Below are 24,377 nucleotides of genomic sequence, written 5' to 3'. Positions count from 1 at the left end.
AAGTATAGAAAACTAGATGCGCATTAGGTCTAAAATAAAGGTAACTTTCCTACTATTAACTTACTGGTCCAATGAGACATCGAACGTTTATAGAATTAACTTAACTGTCCTTACTCAGTATCCACTCATCAATCATGTCAGCCCAATCCTGCAACATGGCCGCGCGCTGTTCTCGGTACTCAGCTTTGTTGTAAACTGCCCTAACCCCTTTCTGTTCGTGCGCCAGGCATTTTTCTATCCAATCCGTGTTGTATCCAGCCTCATGCAGCAAAGTGCTCGCAGTTCGACGCAGGTCATGCGGCCCAAACTTACTTAGTGACTGACCTTCCTTTTGCGCGGCTTTGTATGTCAAATCCATGACTCGGTTCATCGTCGCACTACTCATGGGAGCATCTGAGTCATAACGGGAAGGAAGAATGTAATCAGACCCACCGGCAAATGTCTTCAAGGCAATCAGAATGTCCATAGCCTGGCGTGACAAAAATACCAGGTGAGGGTTACGCCGTTTCATCCTCTCTTTAGGAATAGTCCACAACGCTTCGCTAAAGTTAATTTCGCTCCAGGTTGCATTGGTTAATTCGCTTTTGCGTACCATAGTCAGCAATAGCAACTTTACCGCAGCACGAATCGAAGGGGTGGTTCCTACCTTTTCCATATAGCGGTACATCAAACCAATCTCAGCCGGTGTTAACGTTCGGTCTCTTGGCTCAAACCGCGCGATACTTGCGGGCCTCACCAGGTCTGCCGGGTTCTCAACTTTCTGCCCTCTCTCAATCGCCCATCGATACACCTGGAGTACAATATCACGTGTGTGTACAGCCGTTGCGGGCGCTCCACGCTCTACTATTGCGTCAGTCAGTGCTCGCAGATCTTCATGGGTAATTTCTGTAAGCTTCCAGTTACCAAATTTATCTTTAAGTTCTCGGGTATAGACTGAGCGACGCATATCTCGGGTAGAATCGGCCATCTGATAGCCACGCAGCCATTTTATAGCCCAGGCACCAAAGGTTTCAGCATCTTTGGTTCTCGCCTTAGCACGGGCTTTCTCTTTGGCCGGTGACTTTCCATCAATAACCATTCTCTTCGCTTCATTGAGACGCTCACGCGCTTCTGCTAACGTGATGCCCCCTACTCCGTAGCGGCCAAAGGTAATGGTTTCTTGTCTGCCATTGATCGAGTAGTTGTAACGAAATGAGATAGAACCCGCAGTCGTCACAGCAACGTAGAGGCCATCACGGTCATTGACTTTGTATAGTTTATCTTTGGGTTTGAGATTGCGTAGCTTGGTATCAGTCAGCATGTTTCGACCTATTATTCTTATTTAATACCATGCTGAAACACCTCTAAAAAATTAGAGATTAATACTTACAAAACAGATAGATATGAAAATCTAATACCATGTCCCATCAAAAACACTCAGCATGGTATCGGGCGTAATCCATGGCATTACCGATGAATCATACCCATCAAAATACCACGGTCAAACCGTGCTTGGCGTTGCCAGACATTGCCAAAAATGACTAAGCCAAAAACAAAAAAAGTCCGCAATTACGCGGACTTAAGTATGATTTAGTGCCTGTTAATGCCAGACCTTTCTTAAAGGAGGATTATTCCCACTCAATGGTCGCAGGTGGTTTACCAGAAATATCGTAGACCACGCGAGAAATACCATCGACTTCATTAATGATTCGATTCGACACCTTACCTAAGAAATCATAAGGTAAATGCGCCCAGTGTGCGGTCATAAAATCAATGGTTTCTACCGCTCGTAGTGAAACTACCCAGTCGTATTTACGGCCATCACCCATCACGCCGACAGAGCGTACTGGTAAAAATACGGTAAACGCTTGCGACACTTTATTGTACAAATCAGCATTGTGTAATTCTTCAATAAAGATAGCGTCAGCACGACGTAGCAAGTCACAGTACTCTTTCTTAATTTCACCCAATACTCGAACACCAAGACCAGGACCTGGGAATGGGTGACGGTAAAGCATGTTGTAAGGTAAACCAAGTTCAAGACCAATTTTACGTACTTCGTCTTTAAATAGCTCACGTAATGGCTCAACTAGCCCCATTTCCATATCGTCAGGCAGGCCACCCACGTTGTGGTGTGATTTGATGACGTGCGCTTTACCGGTTTTTGATGCCGCCGACTCGATAACATCTGGGTAGATAGTACCCTGTGCCAACCATTTCGCATTTTTCAGTTTTTTTGCTTGTTCATCAAAGACTTCAACAAATATATGACCAATGGTTTTACGCTTATCTTCAGGATCTGATTTGCCTTCTAGCGCTTTTAAGAAACGTTCTTCTGCATCCACTTTGATGATGTTTAGACCAAATTTATTGCCAAACATATCCATCACTTGCTGCCCTTCGTTAAGACGCAGCAGACCATTGTCGACAAATACACAAGTCAGTTTATCGCCAATAGCACGATGGACTAGCATCGCAACAACAGAGGAATCAACCCCGCCAGAAAGGCCGAGGATCACTTCATCATCGCCTACTTGCTCTTTGATACGAGTTATCGCATCTTCAATGATCGACTCAGAAGTCCACAGGCGTTCACACCCACAAGCGCCAAGAACAAAGTTTTCCAGCATTTTTAAACCTTGTTTTGAGTGTGTCACTTCTGGGTGAAATTGAACGCCGTAGTATTTCTTCTCTTCATTCGCCATAGCCGCATAAGGGCAAGTTTCGGTCGAACCGATTTGAACGAAGTCTGCTGGGATCTCGACCACTTTATCACCGTGGCTCATCCATACATCAAGTAAAGGGCGACCATCTTCGGCTAGTGCATCTTGCAAACCTTCAAATAGTTTAGACTCACCGGTAACTTTCACTTGCGCATAACCAAATTCACGCTCTGTTGAACCGGAAACTTTGCCGCCCAATTGTTCTGCCATCGTTTGCATTCCGTAGCAAACACCCAGCACAGGAACACCGGAATCAAATACGTATTGAGGAGCACGAGGCGAATGGCTTTCCGTAACGCTTTCTGGGCCACCAGACAAGATAATACCGTCAGGGTTAAATTCTCGGATATCGGCTTCTTCTACATCCCAGCTCCATAATTCACAGTAAACACCGATTTCCCGGACACGACGAGCAACCAGTTGAGTATATTGAGAACCGAAGTCTAAAATGAGGATTCGTTGATCATGAATGTTCTTGGTCATTATTAAGCAATCTTATCAGCTAAATTAAGAAACGGAGGCGAGTCTACTCGCCTCTCGATAGGTCATCAAGGAAAAAAGCAAACGTTTACGTTTAACCCATACGGTAATTCGGGGCTTCTTTTGAAATCTGTACGTCATGAACGTGAGACTCTTTCATGCCTGCGCCTGAAATACGGACAAACTGTGCTTGAGTTCGTAATGCTTCAATATCTGCAGAGCCCGTTAGCCCCATGCATGAGCGTAGGCCGCCCATCTGCTGGTGTACAATCTCTTTAAGATGGCCTTTATAAGCAATACGACCTTCGATACCTTCTGGTACCAATTTATCGGCAGCGTTGTCTGTTTGGAAGTAGCGATCGGAAGATCCTTTAGACATTGCACCGAGCGATCCCATTCCGCGGTAAGCTTTGTAAGAACGACCTTGATAGAGGATGACTTCACCCGGAGCTTCTTCTGTTCCGGCAAACATAGAACCAACCATCACACAAGAGGCACCAGCCGCAATTGCTTTTGAAATATCACCAGAGAAACGAATACCACCATCAGCAATAACAGGAATACCATATTCATTGGCAACGCCTGCCGCATCTGCGATAGCGGTAACCTGAGGAACTCCCACCCCTGTGACAATACGCGTGGTACAGATAGAACCTGGGCCAATACCCACTTTAACAGCGCTGACACCTGCTTCAATCAGAGCACGAGCACCATCAGCCGTTGCGATATTACCGCCAATAATGTCTAAGTTAGGGTAAGCGGCACGCGTTTCACGGATTCGTTGTAAAACACCTTCAGAGTGACCATGAGAAGAATCGATCAGTAAAACATCCACGCCCGCTTCAACCAATGCTTTTACTCGCTCTTCATTACCAGGTGCAGCACCAACAGCGGCCCCAACTCGTAGTCGGCCTTGTTCGTCTTTACAGGCATTGGGTTTGCTTTCTGCTTTGTAGAAGTCTTTTGCGGTGATCATACCGGTTAGTTGAAAGTCGTCATTCACAACAAGAACTTTTTCAACACGAGCTTTATGCATACGTTCTTGAACATCTTCGCGTGAAGCCCCTTCCTTAACCGTCGCTAAACGATCTTTAGGTGTCATCACATCCGAAACAGATTTAGAAAGGTCTGTAACAAAACGCACATCTCGACCAGTAATAATCCCAACTAATTCATTATTTTCTGAAACAACAGGGAAACCAGCAAAACCATGTTTTTCTGTTAAAGTCATGACATCCGCAATGGTTGCATCAGGACGAACCGTAACAGGGTTAGTTACCACGCCAGCTTCAAAGATTTTCACTTGGCGAACTTCTTCTGCTTGCTGTTCAATCGACATATTCTTATGGATAAAACCAAGGCCACCTTCTTGTGCAAGAGCAATTGCTAGGCGCGCTTCTGTTACTGTATCCATAGACGCTGAAATCATAGGAATGTTTAGCGTGATGTTTTTGGTAAGTCGAGTGCGAAGATCGGCTGTGTTCGGAAGAACAGTAGAGTGTGCGGGAACGAGTAAAACGTCATCGAAGGTTAGTGCTTCTTTAGCAATTCGTAGCATTTGCAATATCTCACAACATAGATGTTAAAGAGTATTAAATCCACTTCATCGTTTCGCATAATAAAGGGATTTAGATTTGATATTGCGGAGGGATTATACGCCCTGAGCAATCGATTGACCACTCATTTTTTTATTTTTAATTTGCAATCTCCCCCTTGCTATGTATTATATTGCCGCTAATTTCCATACTCACGTCTGGTTCAATTAGCGGTGCCCTCCTTGACTCATCAAAATATTTATACCGTCTCACGTCTGAATGCTGAAGTTCGCTTGTTGCTCGAAAATGAAATGGGCGTGGTATGGCTAATCGGTGAAATTTCCAATTTTTCAGCTCCGGTTTCGGGCCATTGGTATCTCAGTCTCAAAGATAGTCGAGCCCAAGTAAAATGTGCCATGTTCAAAGGCAGTAATCGCCTTGTTCGCTTCAAACCACAAAATGGTCAACAAGTCTTAGTCAAAGCCCGCCTCTCTCTTTATGAGCCTCGTGGTGATTACCAAATTATTATCGAAAGCATGCAGCCAGAAGGAGATGGGAGGCTACAACAAGAATTTGAGCAACTCAAAATGCAACTTGCTGCAGAAGGGCTATTTTCTCAACAGCTAAAGAAAACGCTTCCAGAACATCCACACTGTGTTGGCATTATTACTTCAAAAACAGGGGCCGCACTGCATGACATTTTACAGGTACTCAAACGGCGAGATCCTAGCCTACCTGTGATCATTTACCCCACCTTGGTTCAAGGAGAAGAAGCCGCATTAAACATTGCTCAAGCCATTGGTTGTGCTAACTCTCGTGCAGAATGTGATGTATTAATTGTAGGACGAGGCGGTGGTTCTCTGGAAGATTTGTGGTGCTTTAACCATGAAATTGTTGCTCGAACCATTGCTGCCAGTGAGATTCCGATTATTAGTGCTGTCGGACACGAGATTGATGTCACCATTGCCGACTTTGTCGCAGATATGCGAGCTCCGACCCCCTCTGCTGCAGCTGAAATGGTTAGTAGAGATAATAGCCATAAAAAACAAACTTTTGTTAATTATCAGCATAAACTGGCCAGTGCCATACGCTACTATTTTACTCACCAACAGGCTCATTTAAAGCAACGACAACATCAGTTGGATAAACAGCATCCTATTCATCGGTTGCAGCGCCAACAACAGCAGTTAGACGAACTCAATTTACGAGCAGAGCGAGCAATTCAACGCTATTTATCGACCGTTAATCAGCATGTTGCAAGGTCACATCATCGTTTACAATTACTTTCTCCAGAAAGACAACTACGAGAACAAAAACATCGTTTGATCTTATGTGAACGCCAACTGACGGCAGCCATGGAGCGAGCCTTACTCGCCTCTCAGCATCGTTATGCTTTGCTCATTGATAAACTGAATACGGTTAGCCCATTAGCGACACTATCGCGTGGCTATTCCATTACTCAAAATGAGCAAGGAAAAGTGATCCGCTGTACTGATGAGGTCACCACAGGGGATAAACTGATAACACGCTTTGCAAAAGGGTATATACATTCCACGGTAGATTAATCGATTTTATGAAACTCGACACGAATCCGTGATTTGGATTTCAACTCATTACACTGATTACAAAAATAGTTAGCCGCCCCACACGCCTGAAGTTTTTCTAACGTCACATGACAATCTGGGCAATAGGCTATTTTTTTATAGTGCGCCTGACATGACACACAGTAATACTGTCCATTCCACTCTAGTTGATGATCACACTGTGGGCATATTGCACTCATGGTTTCTTTCCTAGGCTATTTTTTCCTAGATAATAACGGTAACGTTTTAAGAGTACAAATCTGACCGACTCTCGCCTTGATACAGATAAGTCATCGATTCTTTCAATCACTCCTCACCTAAGAGATCACAAGCTGATCTTTTGCTTTATTTAGTATGAGCAGCGATCTCCTCTAAAAAGAACATTTATATCACCATACGCCGAAAGCATAAGTTACATATCCTGTATTTGGATTTTAAACAGGTAAAAAAACCAATGAATTTATTTTTTATGAGATTAAAAAGAATTTAATAAAAAGATCATTATTCGATCTCTTCTGAAAACAATGGAATATTCTATCCCGTCGAAGGCACTCTCTAAGGCAAAGTTTCCCCCCGAAGAGACAAAGTTGAATAAGAAATGGCGGAGTCATAGCCGACAAAGAGGTTGGAATAAAGGAGAAAATTAGATAAAGAAAAACCCAAGCATAAGGCTTGGGTTTGGGATCATAAAGTTGGTTTACTTGCGTCGATCTTTAACCATATTCATTAAGCGCTTGCGTTTACGCTCCTGAGATAAAGTCATTTTGTTCGATTTTGTTTCAAATGGGTTTTCACTGTTCTGGAACTGAATTCGAATTGGTGTTCCCATAATATCTAATGACTTACGATAATAGTTCATCAAATAACGTTTATATGAATCAGGTAAGTCATTTACTTGGTTACCATGAATCACAATAATTGGAGGGTTATAGCCACCAGCATGAGCATATTTAAGTTTGACTCGTCGCCCACGAATCAGTGGTGGCTGGTGATCATCTGTCGCCATCTTCATGATACGCGTCAACACTGAAGTTCCAACCCGAGTTGTGGCAGAACGATAAGCTTCTTGCACAGACTCAAATAGATGCCCAACGCCCGTACCATGTAAAGCAGAAATAAAGTGAATACGAGCAAAATCCACAAATCCCAAGCGACGATCCAACTCTTTCTTCACTCGCTCTTTTATGTCTGTGGTTAACCCATCCCATTTATTCACAGCAATAACAATAGAACGTCCCGCATTAAGGGCGAAGCCTAATAAACTCAAATCTTGATCGGAGATATTTTCACGCGCATCTACAACAAGTAAAACGACGTTAGCATCTTCTATCGCTTTTAAAGTTTTTACGACAGAAAATTTCTCTACCGTTTCATTGATACGCTTTCGGCGACGAACCCCTGCTGTATCAATTAATACATACTCACGTTCATCACGCTGCATTGGGATGTAAATAGAGTCACGCGTGGTGCCGGGCATGTCATACACCACGACTCGTTCTTCACCAAGAATACGGTTGGTTAGAGTTGATTTACCCACATTAGGCCGGCCAATAATGGCTAACTTAATTGGCTGATCTTGCAAACGCTGATAAATAGCTTCCGCTTCTTCCTCGGTATATTCAACTTGTTCTGGTTCACGGTCTTCAAATTGAGTTAAATCTTCTAGCTCTGCATTTTGTTGCTGCATTTGCTCAGCTAAAGGGCTTAATACACGGTCAATCAAAGCCCCCACACCACGGCCATGTGCCGCCGCGATATGGTACATTTGTTGACCCATACCTAGTTGCCAAAATTCGGCACTAGCAGAATCGGCATCAATCCCATCGACTTTATTGACAACTAAAATGGCATTTTTTTCAATACGGCGTAAATGTTGAGCGATAGCTTCATCTGCAACCGTCAACCCTGCACGTCCATCCACCATAAATAGGACAACATCAGCTTCATCAATCGCGGCTAACGATTGCTGAGCCATTTTTGTTTCAACGCCTTCTTCGCTGCCATCAATACCACCGGTATCAATCACAATAAATTCATGTTCGCCTAACTTAGCTTGACCATATTTTCGATCACGCGTTAAACCAGGGAAGTCCGCTACCAGTGCATCTCGTGTACGGGTGAGTCGGTTAAATAACGTCGATTTACCTACATTAGGACGCCCAACAAGAGCAACAACAGGTATCATAACAACCTCAATAATGATTCTTTTCTTATGTAATTATACTGAAATGACTTCGAAACTCTGTTACTAAGCTTAGCATTCACAAGTCACTTGGGTATATAAACTCAAGGTTTATGTCAACAAAACGGCTCCTAACTGTTTCCAGCCAGGAGCCAATTGTGAATTGTATCACGATTTATTATCGGATCGTCAGTTTCTTTACTTTACCATCACGAGTGATCACCAGATACCCATCATCTAAAGCTAGTGGTCCTACCGCAAAGCCACTATCGTTGATGAGTTGCTGTGCAACAAATTCACCACTGCTGCGATCAAACCAGTGTAGGTAACCTTCACTATCGCCAACCACCACATAACCATCAATGATTTTAGGAGCCGTTAACAAACGGTGTTCCAATTGCTGATTGCTCCACAACTCCGTTCCACTTCGCGCATCAACAGCAACGACGTGATCTTTATCGGTAATGAGAAATAGACGACTGCCATCACTTACCATATCGGTTGTGGATGAATAGTTGCGTTTCCATATCGCATTACCTGAACGTAAATCAATGGACATCAACTGCCCATTAAAGCCGATCGTATATAAGTTTGCACCAATGATAAGAGGAGCGGCATCCACATCGACGAGTCGATCAATTTCAGTAGCACCTTTGGGTTGGCCTACCGGTAACTGCCAAATCAACTGACCTCGGTCAATAATCGCGGCAGCTAAACGCCCACTGGGAGTTCCCCAAAAGACGCCTCCCGATGCGGTAACTGGTTGGCTATCACCCCGTAGTGTTAAACTCGGGACTTCCGTACTGATCGTCCACTTTTGTTCACCCGTCAAGCCATCTAGGGCAACTAAAATACCACGGCTGCTATTGACGATAATAAAGTTATTGTCTGCTGCAACGGGAGCAAGAACTTCACCTTCAATATTCGCCCGCCAGTTAACATCACCAGTATCAGCATCGAGCGCAATAACTTCGCCATTTTCACTGCCAATATATAACTGCCCATAAGCCGCAACAATACCACCAGAAAGACGAGCCGGAATCTCTTGACGCAAATTAACACGCCATAGCGACTGGCCATTTTCAGGGTTCAGGGCTTTCACTTCGCCATCTCGGCTAGCAACAAAAACCTTATCGTAGGCATACTCAGGAGCAAGATTTGAGAAATAGTGACCAACCCCATCTCCGACTGAACTACGCCACACCGATTGTGGCGTAAATTCACTCTTAACGAGAGGAAGTGGGGCCATAATGATATTTTCTTCTTCGCCTGAGCACCCTGCCAACAATCCTAACATTGCCGCTGACAAAAGCACTTTGTTGAACATTTTCTTCATCAACTCGTGCCCTTATCTGGCCAGATCATCCAGTTTCATTTGCAAGGTCTGACTTGCATCACTCGCCTGTTGTGCCTCGGTATAAGCAGCATAAGCCGCCTCTTTATCTCCGCTGCGTAAAGAAATATCACCACGTAGCTCTGCAACGCGGCCAGCCCAGCTCTCAGCTTTTATTGTCTTAAGCTCAGCTAACGCATTGTCATACAACCCTTGTTCGGTTTGTAACCGCGCAAGACGATAAGTTAAAAGAGGTTTCAACGCAGCATCTTGCGTCGCATTTTTAGCCCATTCAAGTTGTGCTAAGGCCTCATCTAGATTACCCGCCTCTACCTGAACTTTCGCTAGCTGCATCGCGGCTAAAACCGCATATTCTGATTTATTGTTACTATCAATAAACCCTTGTAGGTCTGATTCTGCATCAATACCTTTGGCAGCCAAACTTTGCATTGCTTGTGTATAGCTTTCTGAAGCCGCTTCTTGGCTAGTCGTTACTGATTGTTGATAATAACGCCAACCAAATAGGCCACCTAAGCCAATAACGGCCCCTAAAATGACGGCTTTACCGTTCTCTTTCCACCAATCTTTGATCGCTTCAACTTGTTGTTCTTCGGTATCGTAGAGTTCCACTTCCTGTCCTCTTAAATCAGAAATCTCAAAAATTAGCGTTTTTAGACAAGATGCACCAACTGGCTGGCTATCTCGCTTTGAGAGAAGGTGGCCTGCTCACCACCAATTAAATCTTTGAGTACAACGGTCTGCTCTGCCACTTCATTTTCGCCTAACACAAGAGCAACCGCAGCACCCACTTTATCCGCACGTTTAAACTGTTTTTTAAAGCTACCGCCACCACAATGGTTCATCACTCGTAGCCCTGGCAACTGTTCACGTAATTGTTCAGCCAGTTTCATACCAGCCATTGTTGTCCCTTCACCCGCGGTAACCATATACACATCCACAGGACGACGAACTTCAGTATTCCCTAAGGTTTCCATCATCAATACTAAGCGCTCAAGCCCCATAGCGAAGCCAACTGCTGGTGTTGATTTTCCACCTAATTGCTCGACAAGCCCATCATAGCGACCGCCGCCACATACCGTACCTTGCGCACCTAAGCTTTCGGTTATCCACTCAAAAACGGTTCGGTTATAATAGTCTAATCCACGAACTAAACGTTCATTCACGGTGTATTCGATACCCGCAGCATCAAGAAGTTCACATAAATCCGCAAAATGTTGTTTTGAATCTAAATCCAAATAATCGGAAAGTTTAGGTGCATCACCTAATACCGCTTGTACATCTGGGTTTTTCGTATCTAAAACACGTAATGGATTGGTATACATCCGGCGTTTACAGTCGTCATCTAGGACTTCTTGGTATTGCTCTAAATAATCAATCAACGCACTGCGATAGTTAGTGCGAGCTTCCAATGATCCAATGGAGTTAAGTTCTAAGCGAACATGTTCAGCAATCCCTAATTCACGCCATAAACGGGCGGTCATCATGATTAGTTCAGCATCAACATCTGGTCCATCAATACCAAAAACTTCAACACCACACTGGTGGAATTGGCGATAGCGGCCTTTTTGCGGACGTTCATGACGGAACATAGGCCCCATGTACCATAAGCGTTGCTCTTGGTTATAAAGCAAACCATTTTCAATACCAGAACGGACACACCCCGCCGTGCCTTCAGGACGAAGCGTTAAGCTATCGCCATTGCGGTCTTCAAATGTGTACATTTCTTTTTCAACCACATCGGTGACTTCACCAATCGCACGGCTAAATAGATGCGTCATCTCAACGATGGGCATACGAACTTCACTATACCCATATGCGCTGATCACGTTTTTTACTACGCCTTCCACTTTTTGCCAAAGCGGAGACTGAGTTGGGAGGCAGTCATTCATGCCTCGGATTGCTTGTATCGTCTTTGCCACAGTACTTACCGTAATATCGTTGAGATTAATCTTGTTCGAGTTGCTGAATATCAATGCGATTTTTTGCATCTAATTGAGCGGCTTTGGCGCGAATTTTGGCTTCAAGTCGAGCAACGAGATCATCGTTATCAAAACGCTCTTTCTGACGCACGCCATCTTCATAAAAAGCACTTTTCTTATTACTGCCTGCCAGCCCAAGATGCGAAACTTCAGCTTCTCCAGGACCATTCACTACACAACCAATAATGGAGACATCCATTGGCGTCAAAATATCTTCTAATCGCTGTTCCAGCGCATTGACGGTGCCAATCACATCAAATTCTTGACGAGAACAACTAGGACAAGCAATGAAGTTAATACCTCGGGAACGGATACGCAAAGATTTAAGGATATCAAACCCAACTTTGATCTCTTCAACGGGGTTCGCCGCTAAAGAAATGCGTAGCGTGTCGCCAATCCCCTCCGCGAGTAACATCCCTAAACCAACCGCTGACTTCACCGAACCGGCACGCGCACCACCGGCTTCAGTAATACCTAAATGGAGAGGTTGATCGATTTTTTTAGCAAGTAATCGATAGGAGTCTACCGCAAGGAATACGTCTGAGGCTTTAACACTGACTTTGAATTGATCGAAATTAAGGCGGTCAAGAATATCCACATGACGCATTGCCGACTCCACCAGTGCTTCAGGTGTCGGTTCGCCATATTTGATCTGAATTTCTTTTTCCAGCGATCCCCCATTCACACCAATGCGAATGGGGATACCTTTATCGCGAGCACAATCAACCACCGAGCGAATACGTTCTTCATTACCAATATTGCCGGGGTTAATGCGCAGACAATCAACACCGTACTCTGCGACTTTTAACGCAATACGATAATCGAAATGAATGTCAGCGACCAAAGGCACCGAGACTTGCTGCTTAATTTGTCTAAATGCTTCGGCAGCATCCATGGTTGGAACGGAAACCCGTACAATATCGGCTCCCACTTTTTCCAACGCTTTGATCTGAGCAACCGTAGCGATCACATCCGTTGTTCGGGTGTTGGTCATAGATTGTACGGCGATGGGTGCACCATCACCAATAGGTACATCACCCACATAAATACGTGTCGATGGGCGACGTTTGATAGGAGACTCGTATTGCATAATATTGTCTAAGGTAAGGTGAATCTAGCTACTTTGCCTGAAGTATACCCAGAAAGGTCGACAGGTTCACTCGCAAATGTGACGGAAACGCCTTCTGGCGCACCAAGAATAACTTGTAAGGGGGTTTCCCCTTGTAAATTGACGGTCTGACCCGCTTTCTTTATCCCAGTAGATAATGTTTTACCCGTAGCATCTTTTACTTGAATCCAACAATCTGAAGAAAATGTCAGGCTTAATTGATGATTGGGGGTCGCTTCTACAGCAACCACTGGTGTTTCATTGCTCTCAGCAGGGTGCGCAGCTTCACGGTCATTAGCATTAACAGAAATAGACTCCATTTCTGATTCACTTTCGGTGATCGTGGCATCTTGATCTTGGGCTTGAGTTAATTCACTCACCGTCACAAATTCAGAGGCCCCTTCGGGGCTTGGCGATGAGGCAACCTCTTCATTCGTGCTCACTGGTGGGGGGGGGCTTGGTAATAAGCTGTCTTGTTGATTATTTTGCCACCACCACAATGAAGACATACCCATAATAACCAATACAATAATCCAAGTAATCGTCATAATACGATTATCATGCTTTGCTCGTTTGGTTTTACGAGAAAAGCTCTGCATTTTTTGCTCTTGAGGCTCAGCCGCACAATTAGCTTCATAAGCTTCAATAATCTCGTTTTCAGACAGGCCAACGGCTTTAGCATAGGAACGTAAATAACCGCGAATAAAGGTAGCGACCAAATCAGAATCAAATTGGTTATCTTCTATATTACAAATAATAGCGACTCGTAAACGTAAACGATCTGCCACTTGTTTTTGGCTCAACCCTAATGCTTCACGTTTTTGTTTAAGTATGGTTCCAGGTTGTACTGTCGGCGTATTCTCGGTGATGTTGTCTTGTTCAGTGTTCATCCGCTGTATTAATCTCTTGTGTTCTTGCTCAAGTCACATGCCTTTGGCTTTGGATTTTTATATTTATTGTTAGTCGCTCTAAGCAACGGTGACTTCAACAGGGAAAATATAGTTATCCTTTTCGCTTGAAAGAAATGGCTTTAATCAAGGCTATCTTCCACACGTTTAATCTGTGGGGTCAATGTACCATTCCCTAACACTCAAGCTATTGGGATATCGTGTGTATTCTATTCGATACTAAACTCGAACGCAGTGTTAGAAATCATTCTAATGGATATTAAGCGCTAAACAACATTGATTTGGAAAAGAAATTACAACTAGGTCAATATTTTTCGTTAATTTGACATAAAAAAGTAACAAAAAACGCTGCAATAGTTGAGTTGATCTCAAAATAAGCGAGCAATGCCTCTAGATAAATACCTGAGGTGATTGAAATGATATCAATACAAAAAGGCAGAACCATGTCTGCCTTTGTAACCCATTAAATCGCTTTGATTGGGATCTGCTGTTCTTCCTGCCCTTTTAACTTCGTCCGCTTGGTTCGATCAATAACATCGCCCACCAACTGACCACAAGCAGCATCAATATCATCACCTCTCGTTTTACGAACGGTCACCGTATGCTCATACTGCATTAAGGTTTTTTGGAAACGATCAATTCTTGAGTTACTCGGCTTTTTATAAGGAGAACCAGGATAAGGGTTAAACGGAATCAAGTTGATCTTACAAGGTGTCTCTTTCATCAACTGCGCCAGCTCATGCGCATGTTCAGTACCATCATTAATATGATCAAGCAGAACATATTCTACGGTTACTTTGCCTCTATTCGCATTAGATGAAGCAATATAGCGCCGAACAGAAGCTAAAAAGCCTTGAATATCCCACCGATCATTAATCGGCATGATTTCGCTGCGCAGTTTATCATTTGGAGCATGTAGAGAAATGGCTAAGGCTACATCGATTTGTCCCGTCATTTGATCCAGCCCAGAGACAACACCTGAGGTTGATACTGTGACACGGCGTTTTGATAACCCAAACCCTAAATCATCTAACATAATTTCCAAAGCTGGAATGAGGTTTTTCATGTTCAGCAAGGGTTCTCCCATTCCCATCATTACTACATTCGTGATAGGACGGCGACCCGTTTCTTTTTCTAAACCGATTTCACGAGCAGCACGCCAAACCTGACCAATGATTTCAGACACGCGAAGATTTCGGTTAAAACCTTGCTGAGCGGTTGAGCAAAACTTACACTCCAAAGCACACCCCACTTGGGATGAAACGCACAAAGTCGCACGATCTTCCTCAGGAATATACACGGTTTCAACATCCTGATCTCCCACACGCATAGCCCACTTAATGGTTCCATCGCTGGAATGCTGCGCCTGAGAAACGTAGGGAGCACGTATTTCACAATGCGCTTGCAGTTTTTCACGCAATTGCTTGTTGATATTGGTCATTTTTTCGAAGTCATCACAACCAAAATGATAGATCCACTTCATGACTTGATCGGCACGAAATGCTTTTTCACCTAACTCTTCGGCAAAGTAGGTACGTAAGCCTTTACGATCAAAATCGAGTAGATTGACTTTTTCAATGGTCATGTGGCCTCTCAGCGATGGAACGGGAATTAAGGGCGCGAATTGTACAGCCTTTATGCAGCGGCGACAAGAGTCGAAAAACCTTGCGATTACTGGGTTGTGAACAAGTTATTGATTAAAAAACACCCACAATAATTATGGCTGTTATTTTTATCGCGTTGTAAATAAAAACGTTAAACCTTAATCAAAAAGCTCTCAATACTGATGAGAGCTTTCGATTGAACGAGCAGTGATGTAAATCATGCTTCTGTTCGTGGGCAAATTTCACTTTCAGGAAAGAAAAACTCTATTTCACGTGCTGCTGATTCTGAGCTATCACTCCCATGTACAGAGTTATAACGCATATTCAAGGCATAATCAGCACGCAGTGTTCCACATGCAGCTTCTTCCGGATTCGTTTTCCCCATTAATTCACGGTAACGAGCAATCGCATTCTCCCCCTCAAGTACTTGGACCATAATCGGACCGGAGGTCATACAAGCTCGTAATGCTGGGAAAAAGGCTTTACCTTCATGCTCAGCATAAAAGCCACTGGCCTGTTCTTCCGTTAACTGGAGCATTTTTGCCGCAATAATACGCAACCCCGCTTGCTCAATACGGTGATAAATTTCACCAATTAAATTACGTTTCACTGCGTCAGGCTTGATTATAGAAAATGTTCTTTCAAGAGCCATTAGATGTCCTTCTATTTATTTTATTCGTGAGGAGCCTTTTGCTTCAGCTCCTCTATCCTCAGTAATTCAGCGAGGATTCCTTGATTATTTCGCTTGTTCTAACAAAATACGAGCGAGCGTTTTTACGCCCATCGCGGTTGCGCCCGCAGCCCATTTATCACTGGCAGATTTACGGTAGGTTCCCGCACAGTCAAAATGTAGCCAACCTTGTTGGTAATTTTCGACAAAATAAGACAAAAATGCCGCTGCCGTACTTGCGCCTGGAGAATAATCACCAGATGAGATATTGGATAAATCAGCAAAGTTTGAGGGTAACATCTCTCGGTGAAACTCCGCTAAAGGCAGAGGCCACAAACCTTCATGCTCATCCTTAGCAGCATTGAGAGCTTGATAAGATAATGATTCATCAAAACTGAGCATTGCGTGGTAATCATTGCCTAAGGCATTTTTTGCAGCTCCAGTAAGCGTAGCGCAGTCAATGATCAACGTAGGGTTTTGCTCTGAAGCATAAATGAGTCCATCCGCCAAAACCAATCGCCCTTCGGCATCGGTATTCATGATTTCGACCGTTTTCCCATTTTTATACGTAATCACATCGCCTAATTTAAGTGCACGACCCGATACCATATTTTCAGCACAGCATAAGATAAGCTTAATTCGTTGATTTAAGCCTCGCATGATCGCTAGCCCAAGCGCGCCCGTGATCGTCCCTGCTCCCCCCATATCGGCTTTCATCGCAGACATGAAGTTTGAAGGCTTCAAGCTGTAACCACCCGAGTCAAACGTGATGCCTTTACCGACAAGGCAAGCAAAAACAGGAGCATTCTCATCACCCGTAGGGTTGAAGTCCAACTGTAACATTGCAGAAGTTCGTTCAGAACCACGACCGACGGCAAAAATACCTTCCCAGCCTTCTGTTAACAAATCTTTATCTTTAACAATACGATAAGATACCTGCTCAGGCGCTAATGATTTGATAAACTCCGCGGCCATCGTCGCCAGTTGACGAGGAGCGACTTCTTCTGCACTTTTGTTAATGATGTCACGAGTCCAATCTGCAACTTTTATCCGAGCTTCAAGCTCTGTTTGCGCCGCGTTTTCTAAGGCATTCCATTCCAACGAATTCTTTTTCTTAGGATCACGATAACCTTGATAAAATGCCCAAATGGTTTCAAGCGTCCATCCCTCACCTTGTAAAAATAAGTGACGTAACCCTTGGCTATCAAATTTACGTGCCGCACGTTGAATGGTATCTAAATCATCCGCAGCAGTAAGGTGGATCACCGCCCCTTGCTCGGAAAATGAAATCAACGCCTTTTCTCCCCACTGAGGCTGGGCGGGTTCTAAACTAATCAATACCAACATTGGTGTAGACATGGTTTCTCCTTGTCTTTCTATATGGTGTTATCCCTAGGTCTCTCAATGCTCTTTCTTGAGCTAACCGATGGGAAGTGTTATCGACCATATCAAATCATTCACATTCGAATGTAGCTTTTTCTTTAATAAACATGGCGAGTTGATAAAAAAACGGACCATCAGGCCCGCTTTTTAATATGGTCACTCAACTCAAATTTTGAGCGGGAATGTTAATCTCTCTCATCCATCCAACACAAGATGATGGCTTCAAGAATCTTTTCATTTGAGCGGTTAGGCTCATCATCAAAATCTTCTAAATCCAAAATCCATTGGTGTAGATCGGTAAAACGTACATTTTGAGGATCTACTTCAGGATATTGTTCGCACAATTCAATGGCGATATCCCGTGAGTCTGTCCATTTCATAACAAGCTCCCTAGTGTAATTCATCCCCTTTCGATAAAAAATGAGGGGCTGAACATAAATTAATGATCTTCTTTCGCGTGATTAAGCGAATATTTAGGAATTTCAATCACCAGATCGTCATCTGCCACTTTTGCTTGGCAGCTCAAACGAGATTCAGGCTCTAATCCCCAAGCTTTATCTAGCATATCGTCTTCGAGTTCATCACTCTCATCTAAAGAATCAAATCCTTCACGAATAACCACATGACACGTTGTGCACGCACAAGACTTTTCACAAGCATGCTCAATATGAATGCCATTTTTCAAGGCAACATCAAGCACACTTTCACCGCTATTTGCCTCTAAAACAGCCCCTTCAGGGCATAAAGTATCATGAGGTAATACGATAATTTTCGGCATATTTTCTCTCTCAAATTTCGTCAACAGAGTGGCCTGCTAATGCCGCTCGAATGGATTTATCCATACGACGGGAAGCAAACGCTTGGCTCGCTTTGTCCGTCTCTTTAATTCCTTGCTCTATGGCATCGGCATCATCACCATTGCGAAGTTCAATTAATGACTCAATCGCGGATAATAATGTTGCGCGTTCTTGCTCTGTCAAAAGGTCATCACCATCTGCTTGCATCGCAGCAATCAAACCTTCAATTACGCGGTCCGCTTCAACTTTTTGCTCAACTAAAGCTCGGGTTTGCATATCTTGCTTGGCATAAGCCATCGAGTCTTTCAGCATGTCGGCAACTTCGCTATCACTCAAACCATAAGAAGGCTTGACTTGAATCTCAGCTTGAATGCCGGTGCTTTTTTCCATCGCCGTCACAGAAAGTAAACCATCCGCATCGACTTGATACGTCACTCGAATATGAGCAGCCCCTGCCGCCATTGGTGGAATGCCTTTCAATGAAAATCGAGCTAATGAACGACAGTCAGCCACCAGTTCACGCTCTCCCTGCACCACATGGACGCTCATGGCGGTTTGCCCATCTTTAAACGTGGTAAACTCTTGAGCACGAGCAACGGGAATCGTGGTGTTACGCGGAATGATCTTTTCCACCAACCCTCCCATGGTTTCAATCCCTAATGAGAGCGGAATGACATCCAACAGCAACATTTCGGAGTCAGGCTTATTTCCCACCAAAATGTCCGCTTGAATCGCCGCACCAATCGAAACCACTTCATCGGGATTAATCTCCGTTAAAGGCGTTCGACCAAAAAATTCACCTACCCGTTCTCGTACTAATGGCGTACGGGTTGAACCACCCACCATGACAACTTGTAGAACCTCTTCTGCACTGACCTGTGCATCTTTCAGTGCGCGACGACAAGAGAGAAGCGTTTTTTGGATGAGTGGTTGAATAAGCTCGTTCAGCTTGATGCGAGTAAGGCTGCCTTGCCAACCAAAAATCTCGATCTGTGTTTCTTTTTGCTCGGTTAACGCCTCTTTTGCTTGTGTTGCCACATCCAGCAATGCTCGACGTTTATCTGCGCTCAGTTGTCCTGTCAACCCGATTTCGGCTTGTAAGTATTCGGCAATCAGATGATCAAAGTCATCCCCTCCCAAAGCGGAATCCCCGCCAGTCGCCAACACTTCAAAAACCCCTTTTGATAAACGTAAAATCGAAATATCAAAGGTTCCGCCCCCCAAGTCATAAACCACAATGACGCCCTCTTGACCAGAATCAAGACCATATGCAATCGCAGCCGCAGTCGGTTCGTTCAATAACCGCAACACATGCAAACCGGCTAAATTAGCGGCATCTTTGGTTCCCGCTCGCTGCGCATCATCAAAATAGGCTGGCACCGTAATCACCACCCCAGCCAGTTCCCCACCTAAATGATTCTGTGCTCGCTCAGCCAGCTTTTTTAATATTTCGGCAGAGACTTGGATTGGGTTTTTATCCCCTTGTGGGGTTTGAATTACGGGCAACCCTTTCTCGCTAGGTTTAAAATGATAAGGCAGTTGGTTGTAGCGGGTTTCAATATCTTGCAGTGAACGACCAATCAGGCGTTTAACTGAAATGATGGTGTTCTCAGGATCATGCTCTGCGTGCTCACGCGCTACATCGCCAACCAAAGTCTGTTCATGAGAGTAATGCACAACCGAAGGTAAAATTTTTCGACCTTGTTCATCAGCGAAAGGAACAGCTACGCCGCTTCGAACAGAAGCCACTAGAGAGTTGGTTGTCCCCAAGTCGATCCCCGCGGCCAATTTATGCTGGTGAGGGGCCGAACTTTGACCGGGTTCTGCTATTTGAAGTAATGCCATGGATCGGTCCTTTTATTTGAATTAGCCGAGTAGTTTCTCTTCGACTCGTTCTATTTCAGTTTTTAATTTGGCAATAAATTTTAATTTACGAACAGTATCGGCAGCCAGAGGCCACTGTTTACTATTCAGCTCATGCTCAACCTGTTGTAAATGCATTTGATAAGATTGTGTGACTTTGTTTTCAAAAGCCCATAGCGCATCTTCAACGGGAGCTTGTGCCAATAATTCGAGCTCTTCTCTCAGTTCCATTTGTTCCATCAAAAAGAGCGGATCTTGCAAGGTCTGCTGCTCTCCCGCTAAGGCGATGTCGTGCTGTACTAATAGGTATTCAGCACGAGAAACGGGATTTTTCAATACTCGATAAGCGTCGTTAATCTCTGTTGCTTTTTGCACTGCCATAAGACGATCGCGCTCAGAAGCGGTTGCAAAATTATCCGGATGGAAACGTTTTTGCAACTCACGGAACTGAGAAGAAAGAAGGCTACCATCCAGTTGAAACTGAGTTGGTAGCCCAAATAATTCGAAGTAATTCATTATGTTTTGGTTCCTCTTCCGGCGTTAATACTAAATCAATGGATGCCAATAGCACGAATGTCCAATAAGCATCCTATTACTGATCGATGAGTAAACTACCGGTGTCTACCATTAAACGTTGAAGCTTTCTCCACAACCACATTCACTTTTTGCATTAGGGTTGTTGAATTCAAAGCCTTCGTTCAAGCCTTCTTTTTTATAATCGAGTTCAGTACCATCAAGATAAACTAAACTTTTCGCATCGATGATCACTTTAACACCGTGATCTTCAAAAACTTGATCGTCTTCATTTAATTCATCGACAAATTCAAGCACATACGCCATACCTGAGCATCCCGTGGTTTTCACGCCTAAGCGTAAACCGAGCCCTTTGCCTCGGCTATCTAGAAACGATTGAACTCGGTTTGCTGCGGTTTCTGTTAACGTTATGGCCATACTACAACCTTGCTTGTCAATGAATGAAAGAGTAGGAGCAGAAGCCCTGCCCCTAAAATAAATTACTGTTGGTGTTTTTTCTTATAATCGGCAACGGCCGCTTTAATCGCATCTTCAGCTAAAATAGAACAATGCACTTTTACAGGTGGCAGTTCTAACTCTTCTGCGATTTCGGCGTTTTTGATTGATGCCGCTTCATCAATGGATTTGCCCTTAACCCACTCAGTGACTAAAGAGCTAGAAGCGATAGCACTGCCGCATCCGTAAGTTTTAAATTTTGCGTCTTCAATAATGCCCTCAGGAGACACTTTGATTTGTAGGCGCATAACATCCCCACAAGCGGGTGCGCCAACCATGCCACTACCTACTGAAGGATCTTCTTTATCGAAAGAACCAACGTTACGTGGGTTCTCATAGTGATCGATGACTTTTTCGCTGTATGCCATGATAGTTACCTCTCATCCTCTATACTGGTGGAATTATTAGTGGTGAGCCCACTCAACACTGTTTAAATCCACTCCCTCTTTATACATATCCCATAGAGGAGACATGTCGCGTAATTTATTAACCGCGACACGAATTAATTCGATCGCGTAGTCTATCTCTTCTTCCGTCGTAAAACGACCGAATGAGAAGCGAATAGAGCTATGTGCTAGTTCATCATCTAAGCCCAAAGCACGTAAAACGTAGGAAGGTTCTAGGCTAGCAGAAGTACAAGCACTACCAGATGATACTGCTAGATCTTTCAATGCCATCAGCAATGATTCGCCTTCGACAAACGCAAAACTGATATTAAGATTATGAGGTACTCGCTGTTCAAGATCACCATTAATGGTTACCGCTTCCATCGCCTTCACACCATTAAGTAGTCGCTCACGAAGCTTTTTAGCATGTTCATAATCTTGTTGCATTTCTTGTTTTGCAATGCGGAACGCTTCGCCCATTCCAACAATTTGATGGGTCGGTAAAGTTCCGGATCGGAAACCACGTTCATGGCCACCACCATGCATTTGAGCTTCAAGTCGAATACGAGGTTTACGGCGAATATACAATGCGCCAATCCCTTTAGGGCCATAAATTTTATGTGCTGATAATGAAATCAAATCGACTTTCATGCTCTGCACATCGATATCGATTTTACCTGCAGACTGAGCCGCATCGACATGGAAAATAATTTTTCGTGAACGGCATAACTCACCGATTGCAGCAATATCTTGAATCACACCAATCTCATTGTTTACATGCATAATCGACACCAGTACCGTATCATCACGCATGGCCGCTTCTAGCTTAGCCAAATCAATTAAACCATTGCTTTCTGGCTCAAGGTAAGTGACATCAAACCCTTCACGCTCAAGCTGGCGAGTGGTATCAAGTACCGCCTTATGCTCAGTTTTGCAGGTAATGATGTGTTTACCTTGTTTAGCATAAAAGTGCGCTGCACCTTTAATGGCTAAGTTATCAGATTCCGTTGCACCTGATGTGAAAACTATTTCACGTGGATCGGCATTTAGTAGATCAGCAATTTGCTCACGAGCCGTATCGACCGCTTCTTCTGCCTGCCAGCCATAACGGTGCGATCGTGAAGCTGGATTACCAAACGTTCCATCCATCGTCATGTACTGAACCATCTTTTCAGCAACCCGCGGATCAACCGGGCAAGTTGCTGAATAGTCTAAATAAATAGGCAGTTTCATTTTCTACTCCAATGTAAAACATTGCCGCTATGAGCGAACGTTAAGACCAACGGGTGCCGCACCAATGGTGACTGATTTAGAATTCTTATGGCCGAACCCTTGGTTAACCGAAAGGTCCATACCTTGTCGGTCGGAAATTTGTAAGACTTCATTATCTACCATCAACTCACCAAGAGTGATGTTATTTAAGAAATCACTGATGCGTGAACTTAAATCACGCCATAAAGTATGGGTAAGACAGCGCGTTCCACCTTGGCAATCGCCTTTACCACTGCATTTCGTTGCATCAACGGATTCATCTACCGCCGCAATCACAGTACCAATCGAAATGGTATTAGCATCGGCACCTAAACGGTAACCACCGCCAGGCCCTCGTACACTAGCAACCAGACCTGCTTTGCGCAGCTTTGAAAATAATTGCTCTAAATATGAGAGCGATATACCTTGCCGTTCAGAAATATCGGCTAACGGTACTGGGGTTTGCTGCGAATGTAGAGCCACATCTAACATGGCTGTCACCGCATATCTTCCTTTAGATGTAAGTCTCATATCACACCGTATCCACATTGATTATGTGGTTAGAATTCTTTCATACCTGACTAAATTAATCAAGTATTAAGTTGACTAATTTAGTCAGGTATTCACCCCTAGCAATTAAGTGGATAATTATCCTTCTCTTTTGCCTGATAGTGACTTTTCTACTGCGGTCAAAACCCCTCTTAATATATTAATTTCTTGAGATTCAGGCCGAGTTCGACTAAACAACCGACGTAACTTATTCATAACCTGTCCAGGCTGTTGATAAGAGATAAAATCGGTTAATAGCAACACTTTTTCCAAATGTTGATAAAACATTTCGAGTTCTTTATGTCGGGGATAATCTAGCTCACTTGCTGGTGAATACTGTGTTTGCTGTAGAGTTAAATAAGCAACACGAATTTCATAACAAATAGTTTGTACGGCCATGGCTAAATTCAATGAGCTATACTCTGGGTTTGCAGGTATGCAGACATGGTAATGACAACGTTGTAGCTCTTCATTGGTTAACCCCGTTCGCTCACGCCCAAATACAACGGCAACAGGGTGTTTTTGCCCTTCGAGAGCAAATTTTTCACCACATTGACGAGGCTCCAGCATCGGCCATTCTAAGGTTCGGGAGCGGGCGCTACTGCCCACGACAAGAGCACAATCAGCAACCGCTTCACTCAACGTTTGCACAATTTTTGCGTTGAGAGCGATATCACTCGCCCCAGCAGCTAAAGCTATCGCCTGAGCATCCACTTCGCATTGTGGATCGACGAGAACCATTTGACTTAACCCCATCACTTTCATTGCTCTGGCAGCAGAGCCAATATTTCCAGAGTGAGAGGTTCCAACTAAAACGACTTTTACATTGTCTAACATAAGGTGAACACGGCCTGTTTGATATACCTAAACGACCTTCTAAAGAAGGTATAAAGTCGCTTAGGTTTAATCGCCATAGCGTAACATAAACTTGACTAAAATGGTCAGGCCCTTTCTCTCTTTATACATCAAACGAGCAAAAAATAACCACTTCCTTTTTACCGTAGTTTTGCTATA

At 43.9% G+C, this 24,377-nt stretch carries 23 protein-coding genes; 1 reads left to right on the top strand and 22 read right to left on the bottom strand.

Translation table 11 applies throughout. The features are described 5' to 3' along the window. Positions 1 to 100 precede the first annotated feature (100 nt). The 3 genes from EXA13_RS07050 to guaB all read right to left on the bottom strand — a co-directional run bounded on the left by EXA13_RS07050 (position 101) and on the right by guaB (position 4,740). Positions 101 to 1,300, bottom strand: a complete 1,200-nt coding sequence (locus EXA13_RS07050; protein ID WP_027696787.1) for a tyrosine-type recombinase/integrase — start codon at positions 1,298 to 1,300, stop codon at positions 101 to 103. A gap of 307 nt (positions 1,301 to 1,607) precedes the next feature. Continuing rightward, on the bottom strand, positions 1,608 to 3,185 hold the full coding sequence (gene guaA, locus EXA13_RS07045; RefSeq protein WP_238132546.1) for a glutamine-hydrolyzing GMP synthase: 1,578 nt from the start codon (positions 3,183 to 3,185) through the stop codon (positions 1,608 to 1,610). Positions 3,186 to 3,276: 91 nt separating this feature from the next. Beyond that, a complete protein-coding gene (gene guaB, locus EXA13_RS07040) occupies positions 3,277 to 4,740 on the bottom strand; it encodes an IMP dehydrogenase (protein WP_238132545.1) in 1,464 nt (487 codons plus the stop codon). Positions 4,741 to 4,950: 210 nt separating this feature from the next. Between guaB and xseA the strand changes: the two genes are divergently transcribed. Beyond that, on the top strand, positions 4,951 to 6,282 hold the full coding sequence (xseA, locus tag EXA13_RS07035; protein ID WP_238132544.1) for an exodeoxyribonuclease VII large subunit: 1,332 nt from the start codon (positions 4,951 to 4,953) through the stop codon (positions 6,280 to 6,282). Here xseA and EXA13_RS07030 read toward each other — a convergent pair. The 19 genes from EXA13_RS07030 to trmJ form a co-directional block, all read right to left on the bottom strand. Beyond that, positions 6,279 to 6,500, bottom strand: coding sequence for a zinc ribbon domain-containing protein (locus EXA13_RS07030; protein ID WP_238132543.1), 222 nt, complete (start codon positions 6,498 to 6,500; stop codon positions 6,279 to 6,281). The two genes, xseA and EXA13_RS07030, sit on opposite strands and share 4 nt — an antisense overlap. Positions 6,501 to 6,997: 497 nt before the next feature. Continuing rightward, positions 6,998 to 8,485 (bottom strand): ribosome biogenesis GTPase Der, encoded by a 1,488-nt coding sequence (gene der, locus EXA13_RS07025; RefSeq protein ID WP_238132542.1) that lies wholly within the window; start codon positions 8,483 to 8,485, stop codon positions 6,998 to 7,000. Between the two features lie 175 nt (positions 8,486 to 8,660). Beyond that, positions 8,661 to 9,818 (bottom strand): outer membrane protein assembly factor BamB, encoded by a 1,158-nt coding sequence (bamB, locus tag EXA13_RS07020; protein ID WP_238132541.1) that lies wholly within the window; start codon positions 9,816 to 9,818, stop codon positions 8,661 to 8,663. 12 nt (positions 9,819 to 9,830) lie between these two features. Continuing rightward, entirely contained in the window at positions 9,831 to 10,445 is a 615-nt protein-coding gene (locus EXA13_RS07015) for a YfgM family protein (protein WP_238132540.1), read from the bottom strand. Between the two features lie 41 nt (positions 10,446 to 10,486). After that, a complete protein-coding gene (gene hisS / locus EXA13_RS07010; RefSeq protein WP_238132539.1) occupies positions 10,487 to 11,755 on the bottom strand; it encodes a histidine--tRNA ligase in 1,269 nt (422 codons plus the stop codon). A gap of 25 nt (positions 11,756 to 11,780) precedes the next feature. Next, positions 11,781 to 12,905, bottom strand: a complete 1,125-nt coding sequence (gene ispG / locus EXA13_RS07005) for a flavodoxin-dependent (E)-4-hydroxy-3-methylbut-2-enyl-diphosphate synthase (protein WP_238132538.1) — start codon at positions 12,903 to 12,905, stop codon at positions 11,781 to 11,783. A gap of 8 nt (positions 12,906 to 12,913) precedes the next feature. After that, complete coding sequence (locus EXA13_RS07000; protein ID WP_238132537.1) at positions 12,914 to 13,813, bottom strand: RodZ domain-containing protein; 900 nt, start codon at positions 13,811 to 13,813, stop codon at positions 12,914 to 12,916. Positions 13,814 to 14,294: 481 nt separating this feature from the next. Then, positions 14,295 to 15,416, bottom strand: a complete 1,122-nt coding sequence (locus EXA13_RS06995; protein WP_238132536.1) for a bifunctional tRNA (adenosine(37)-C2)-methyltransferase TrmG/ribosomal RNA large subunit methyltransferase RlmN — start codon at positions 15,414 to 15,416, stop codon at positions 14,295 to 14,297. A 236-nt stretch (positions 15,417 to 15,652) separates the two neighbouring features. Further along, a complete protein-coding gene (gene ndk, locus EXA13_RS06990; protein WP_238132535.1) occupies positions 15,653 to 16,087 on the bottom strand; it encodes a nucleoside-diphosphate kinase in 435 nt (144 codons plus the stop codon). An 84-nt stretch (positions 16,088 to 16,171) separates the two neighbouring features. Next, positions 16,172 to 17,464 (bottom strand): aminopeptidase PepB, encoded by a 1,293-nt coding sequence (gene pepB / locus EXA13_RS06985; RefSeq protein ID WP_238132534.1) that lies wholly within the window; start codon positions 17,462 to 17,464, stop codon positions 16,172 to 16,174. Between the two features lie 209 nt (positions 17,465 to 17,673). After that, positions 17,674 to 17,868: a Fe-S cluster assembly protein IscX gene (gene iscX, locus EXA13_RS06980; RefSeq protein ID WP_238132533.1), complete on the bottom strand. Its 195-nt coding sequence runs from the start codon at positions 17,866 to 17,868 to the stop codon at positions 17,674 to 17,676. A 59-nt stretch (positions 17,869 to 17,927) separates the two neighbouring features. Next, complete coding sequence (fdx, locus tag EXA13_RS06975; protein ID WP_238132532.1) at positions 17,928 to 18,266, bottom strand: ISC system 2Fe-2S type ferredoxin; 339 nt, start codon at positions 18,264 to 18,266, stop codon at positions 17,928 to 17,930. 10 nt (positions 18,267 to 18,276) lie between these two features. After that, positions 18,277 to 20,130, bottom strand: a complete 1,854-nt coding sequence (hscA, locus tag EXA13_RS06970) for a Fe-S protein assembly chaperone HscA (RefSeq protein ID WP_238132531.1) — start codon at positions 20,128 to 20,130, stop codon at positions 18,277 to 18,279. A gap of 21 nt (positions 20,131 to 20,151) precedes the next feature. Next, positions 20,152 to 20,664 (bottom strand): co-chaperone HscB, encoded by a 513-nt coding sequence (gene hscB / locus EXA13_RS06965; RefSeq protein ID WP_238132530.1) that lies wholly within the window; start codon positions 20,662 to 20,664, stop codon positions 20,152 to 20,154. Positions 20,665 to 20,775: 111 nt separating this feature from the next. Then, positions 20,776 to 21,099, bottom strand: coding sequence for an iron-sulfur cluster assembly protein IscA (gene iscA, locus EXA13_RS06960; RefSeq protein WP_099611900.1), 324 nt, complete (start codon positions 21,097 to 21,099; stop codon positions 20,776 to 20,778). Positions 21,100 to 21,161: 62 nt separating this feature from the next. Then, complete coding sequence (iscU, locus tag EXA13_RS06955; protein WP_078925687.1) at positions 21,162 to 21,545, bottom strand: Fe-S cluster assembly scaffold IscU; 384 nt, start codon at positions 21,543 to 21,545, stop codon at positions 21,162 to 21,164. A gap of 36 nt (positions 21,546 to 21,581) precedes the next feature. Beyond that, positions 21,582 to 22,796 carry an IscS subfamily cysteine desulfurase gene (locus tag EXA13_RS06950; protein ID WP_238132529.1) on the bottom strand — a complete coding sequence of 405 codons (1,215 nt, stop codon included), beginning with the start codon at positions 22,794 to 22,796 and terminating at the stop codon, positions 21,582 to 21,584. Positions 22,797 to 22,823: 27 nt separating this feature from the next. Continuing rightward, positions 22,824 to 23,345: a Fe-S cluster assembly transcriptional regulator IscR gene (gene iscR, locus EXA13_RS06945; protein WP_238132528.1), complete on the bottom strand. Its 522-nt coding sequence runs from the start codon at positions 23,343 to 23,345 to the stop codon at positions 22,824 to 22,826. Between the two features lie 117 nt (positions 23,346 to 23,462). Continuing rightward, the gene (trmJ, locus tag EXA13_RS06940) at positions 23,463 to 24,200 is read right to left on the bottom strand and encodes a tRNA (cytosine(32)/uridine(32)-2'-O)-methyltransferase TrmJ (RefSeq protein WP_238132527.1); all 738 of its coding nucleotides are present in this window, start codon (positions 24,198 to 24,200) and stop codon (positions 23,463 to 23,465) included. Positions 24,201 to 24,377 lie beyond the last annotated feature (177 nt).

Origin of the sequence: Vibrio cincinnatiensis (genome assembly GCF_022113815.1) — a bacterium.
Taxonomy (GTDB): Bacteria; Pseudomonadota; Gammaproteobacteria; order Enterobacterales; family Vibrionaceae; genus Vibrio; species Vibrio cincinnatiensis_A.
Note: the sequence above shows the minus strand (reverse complement) of the source record. Positions and strands in the feature narration are given on the sequence as shown.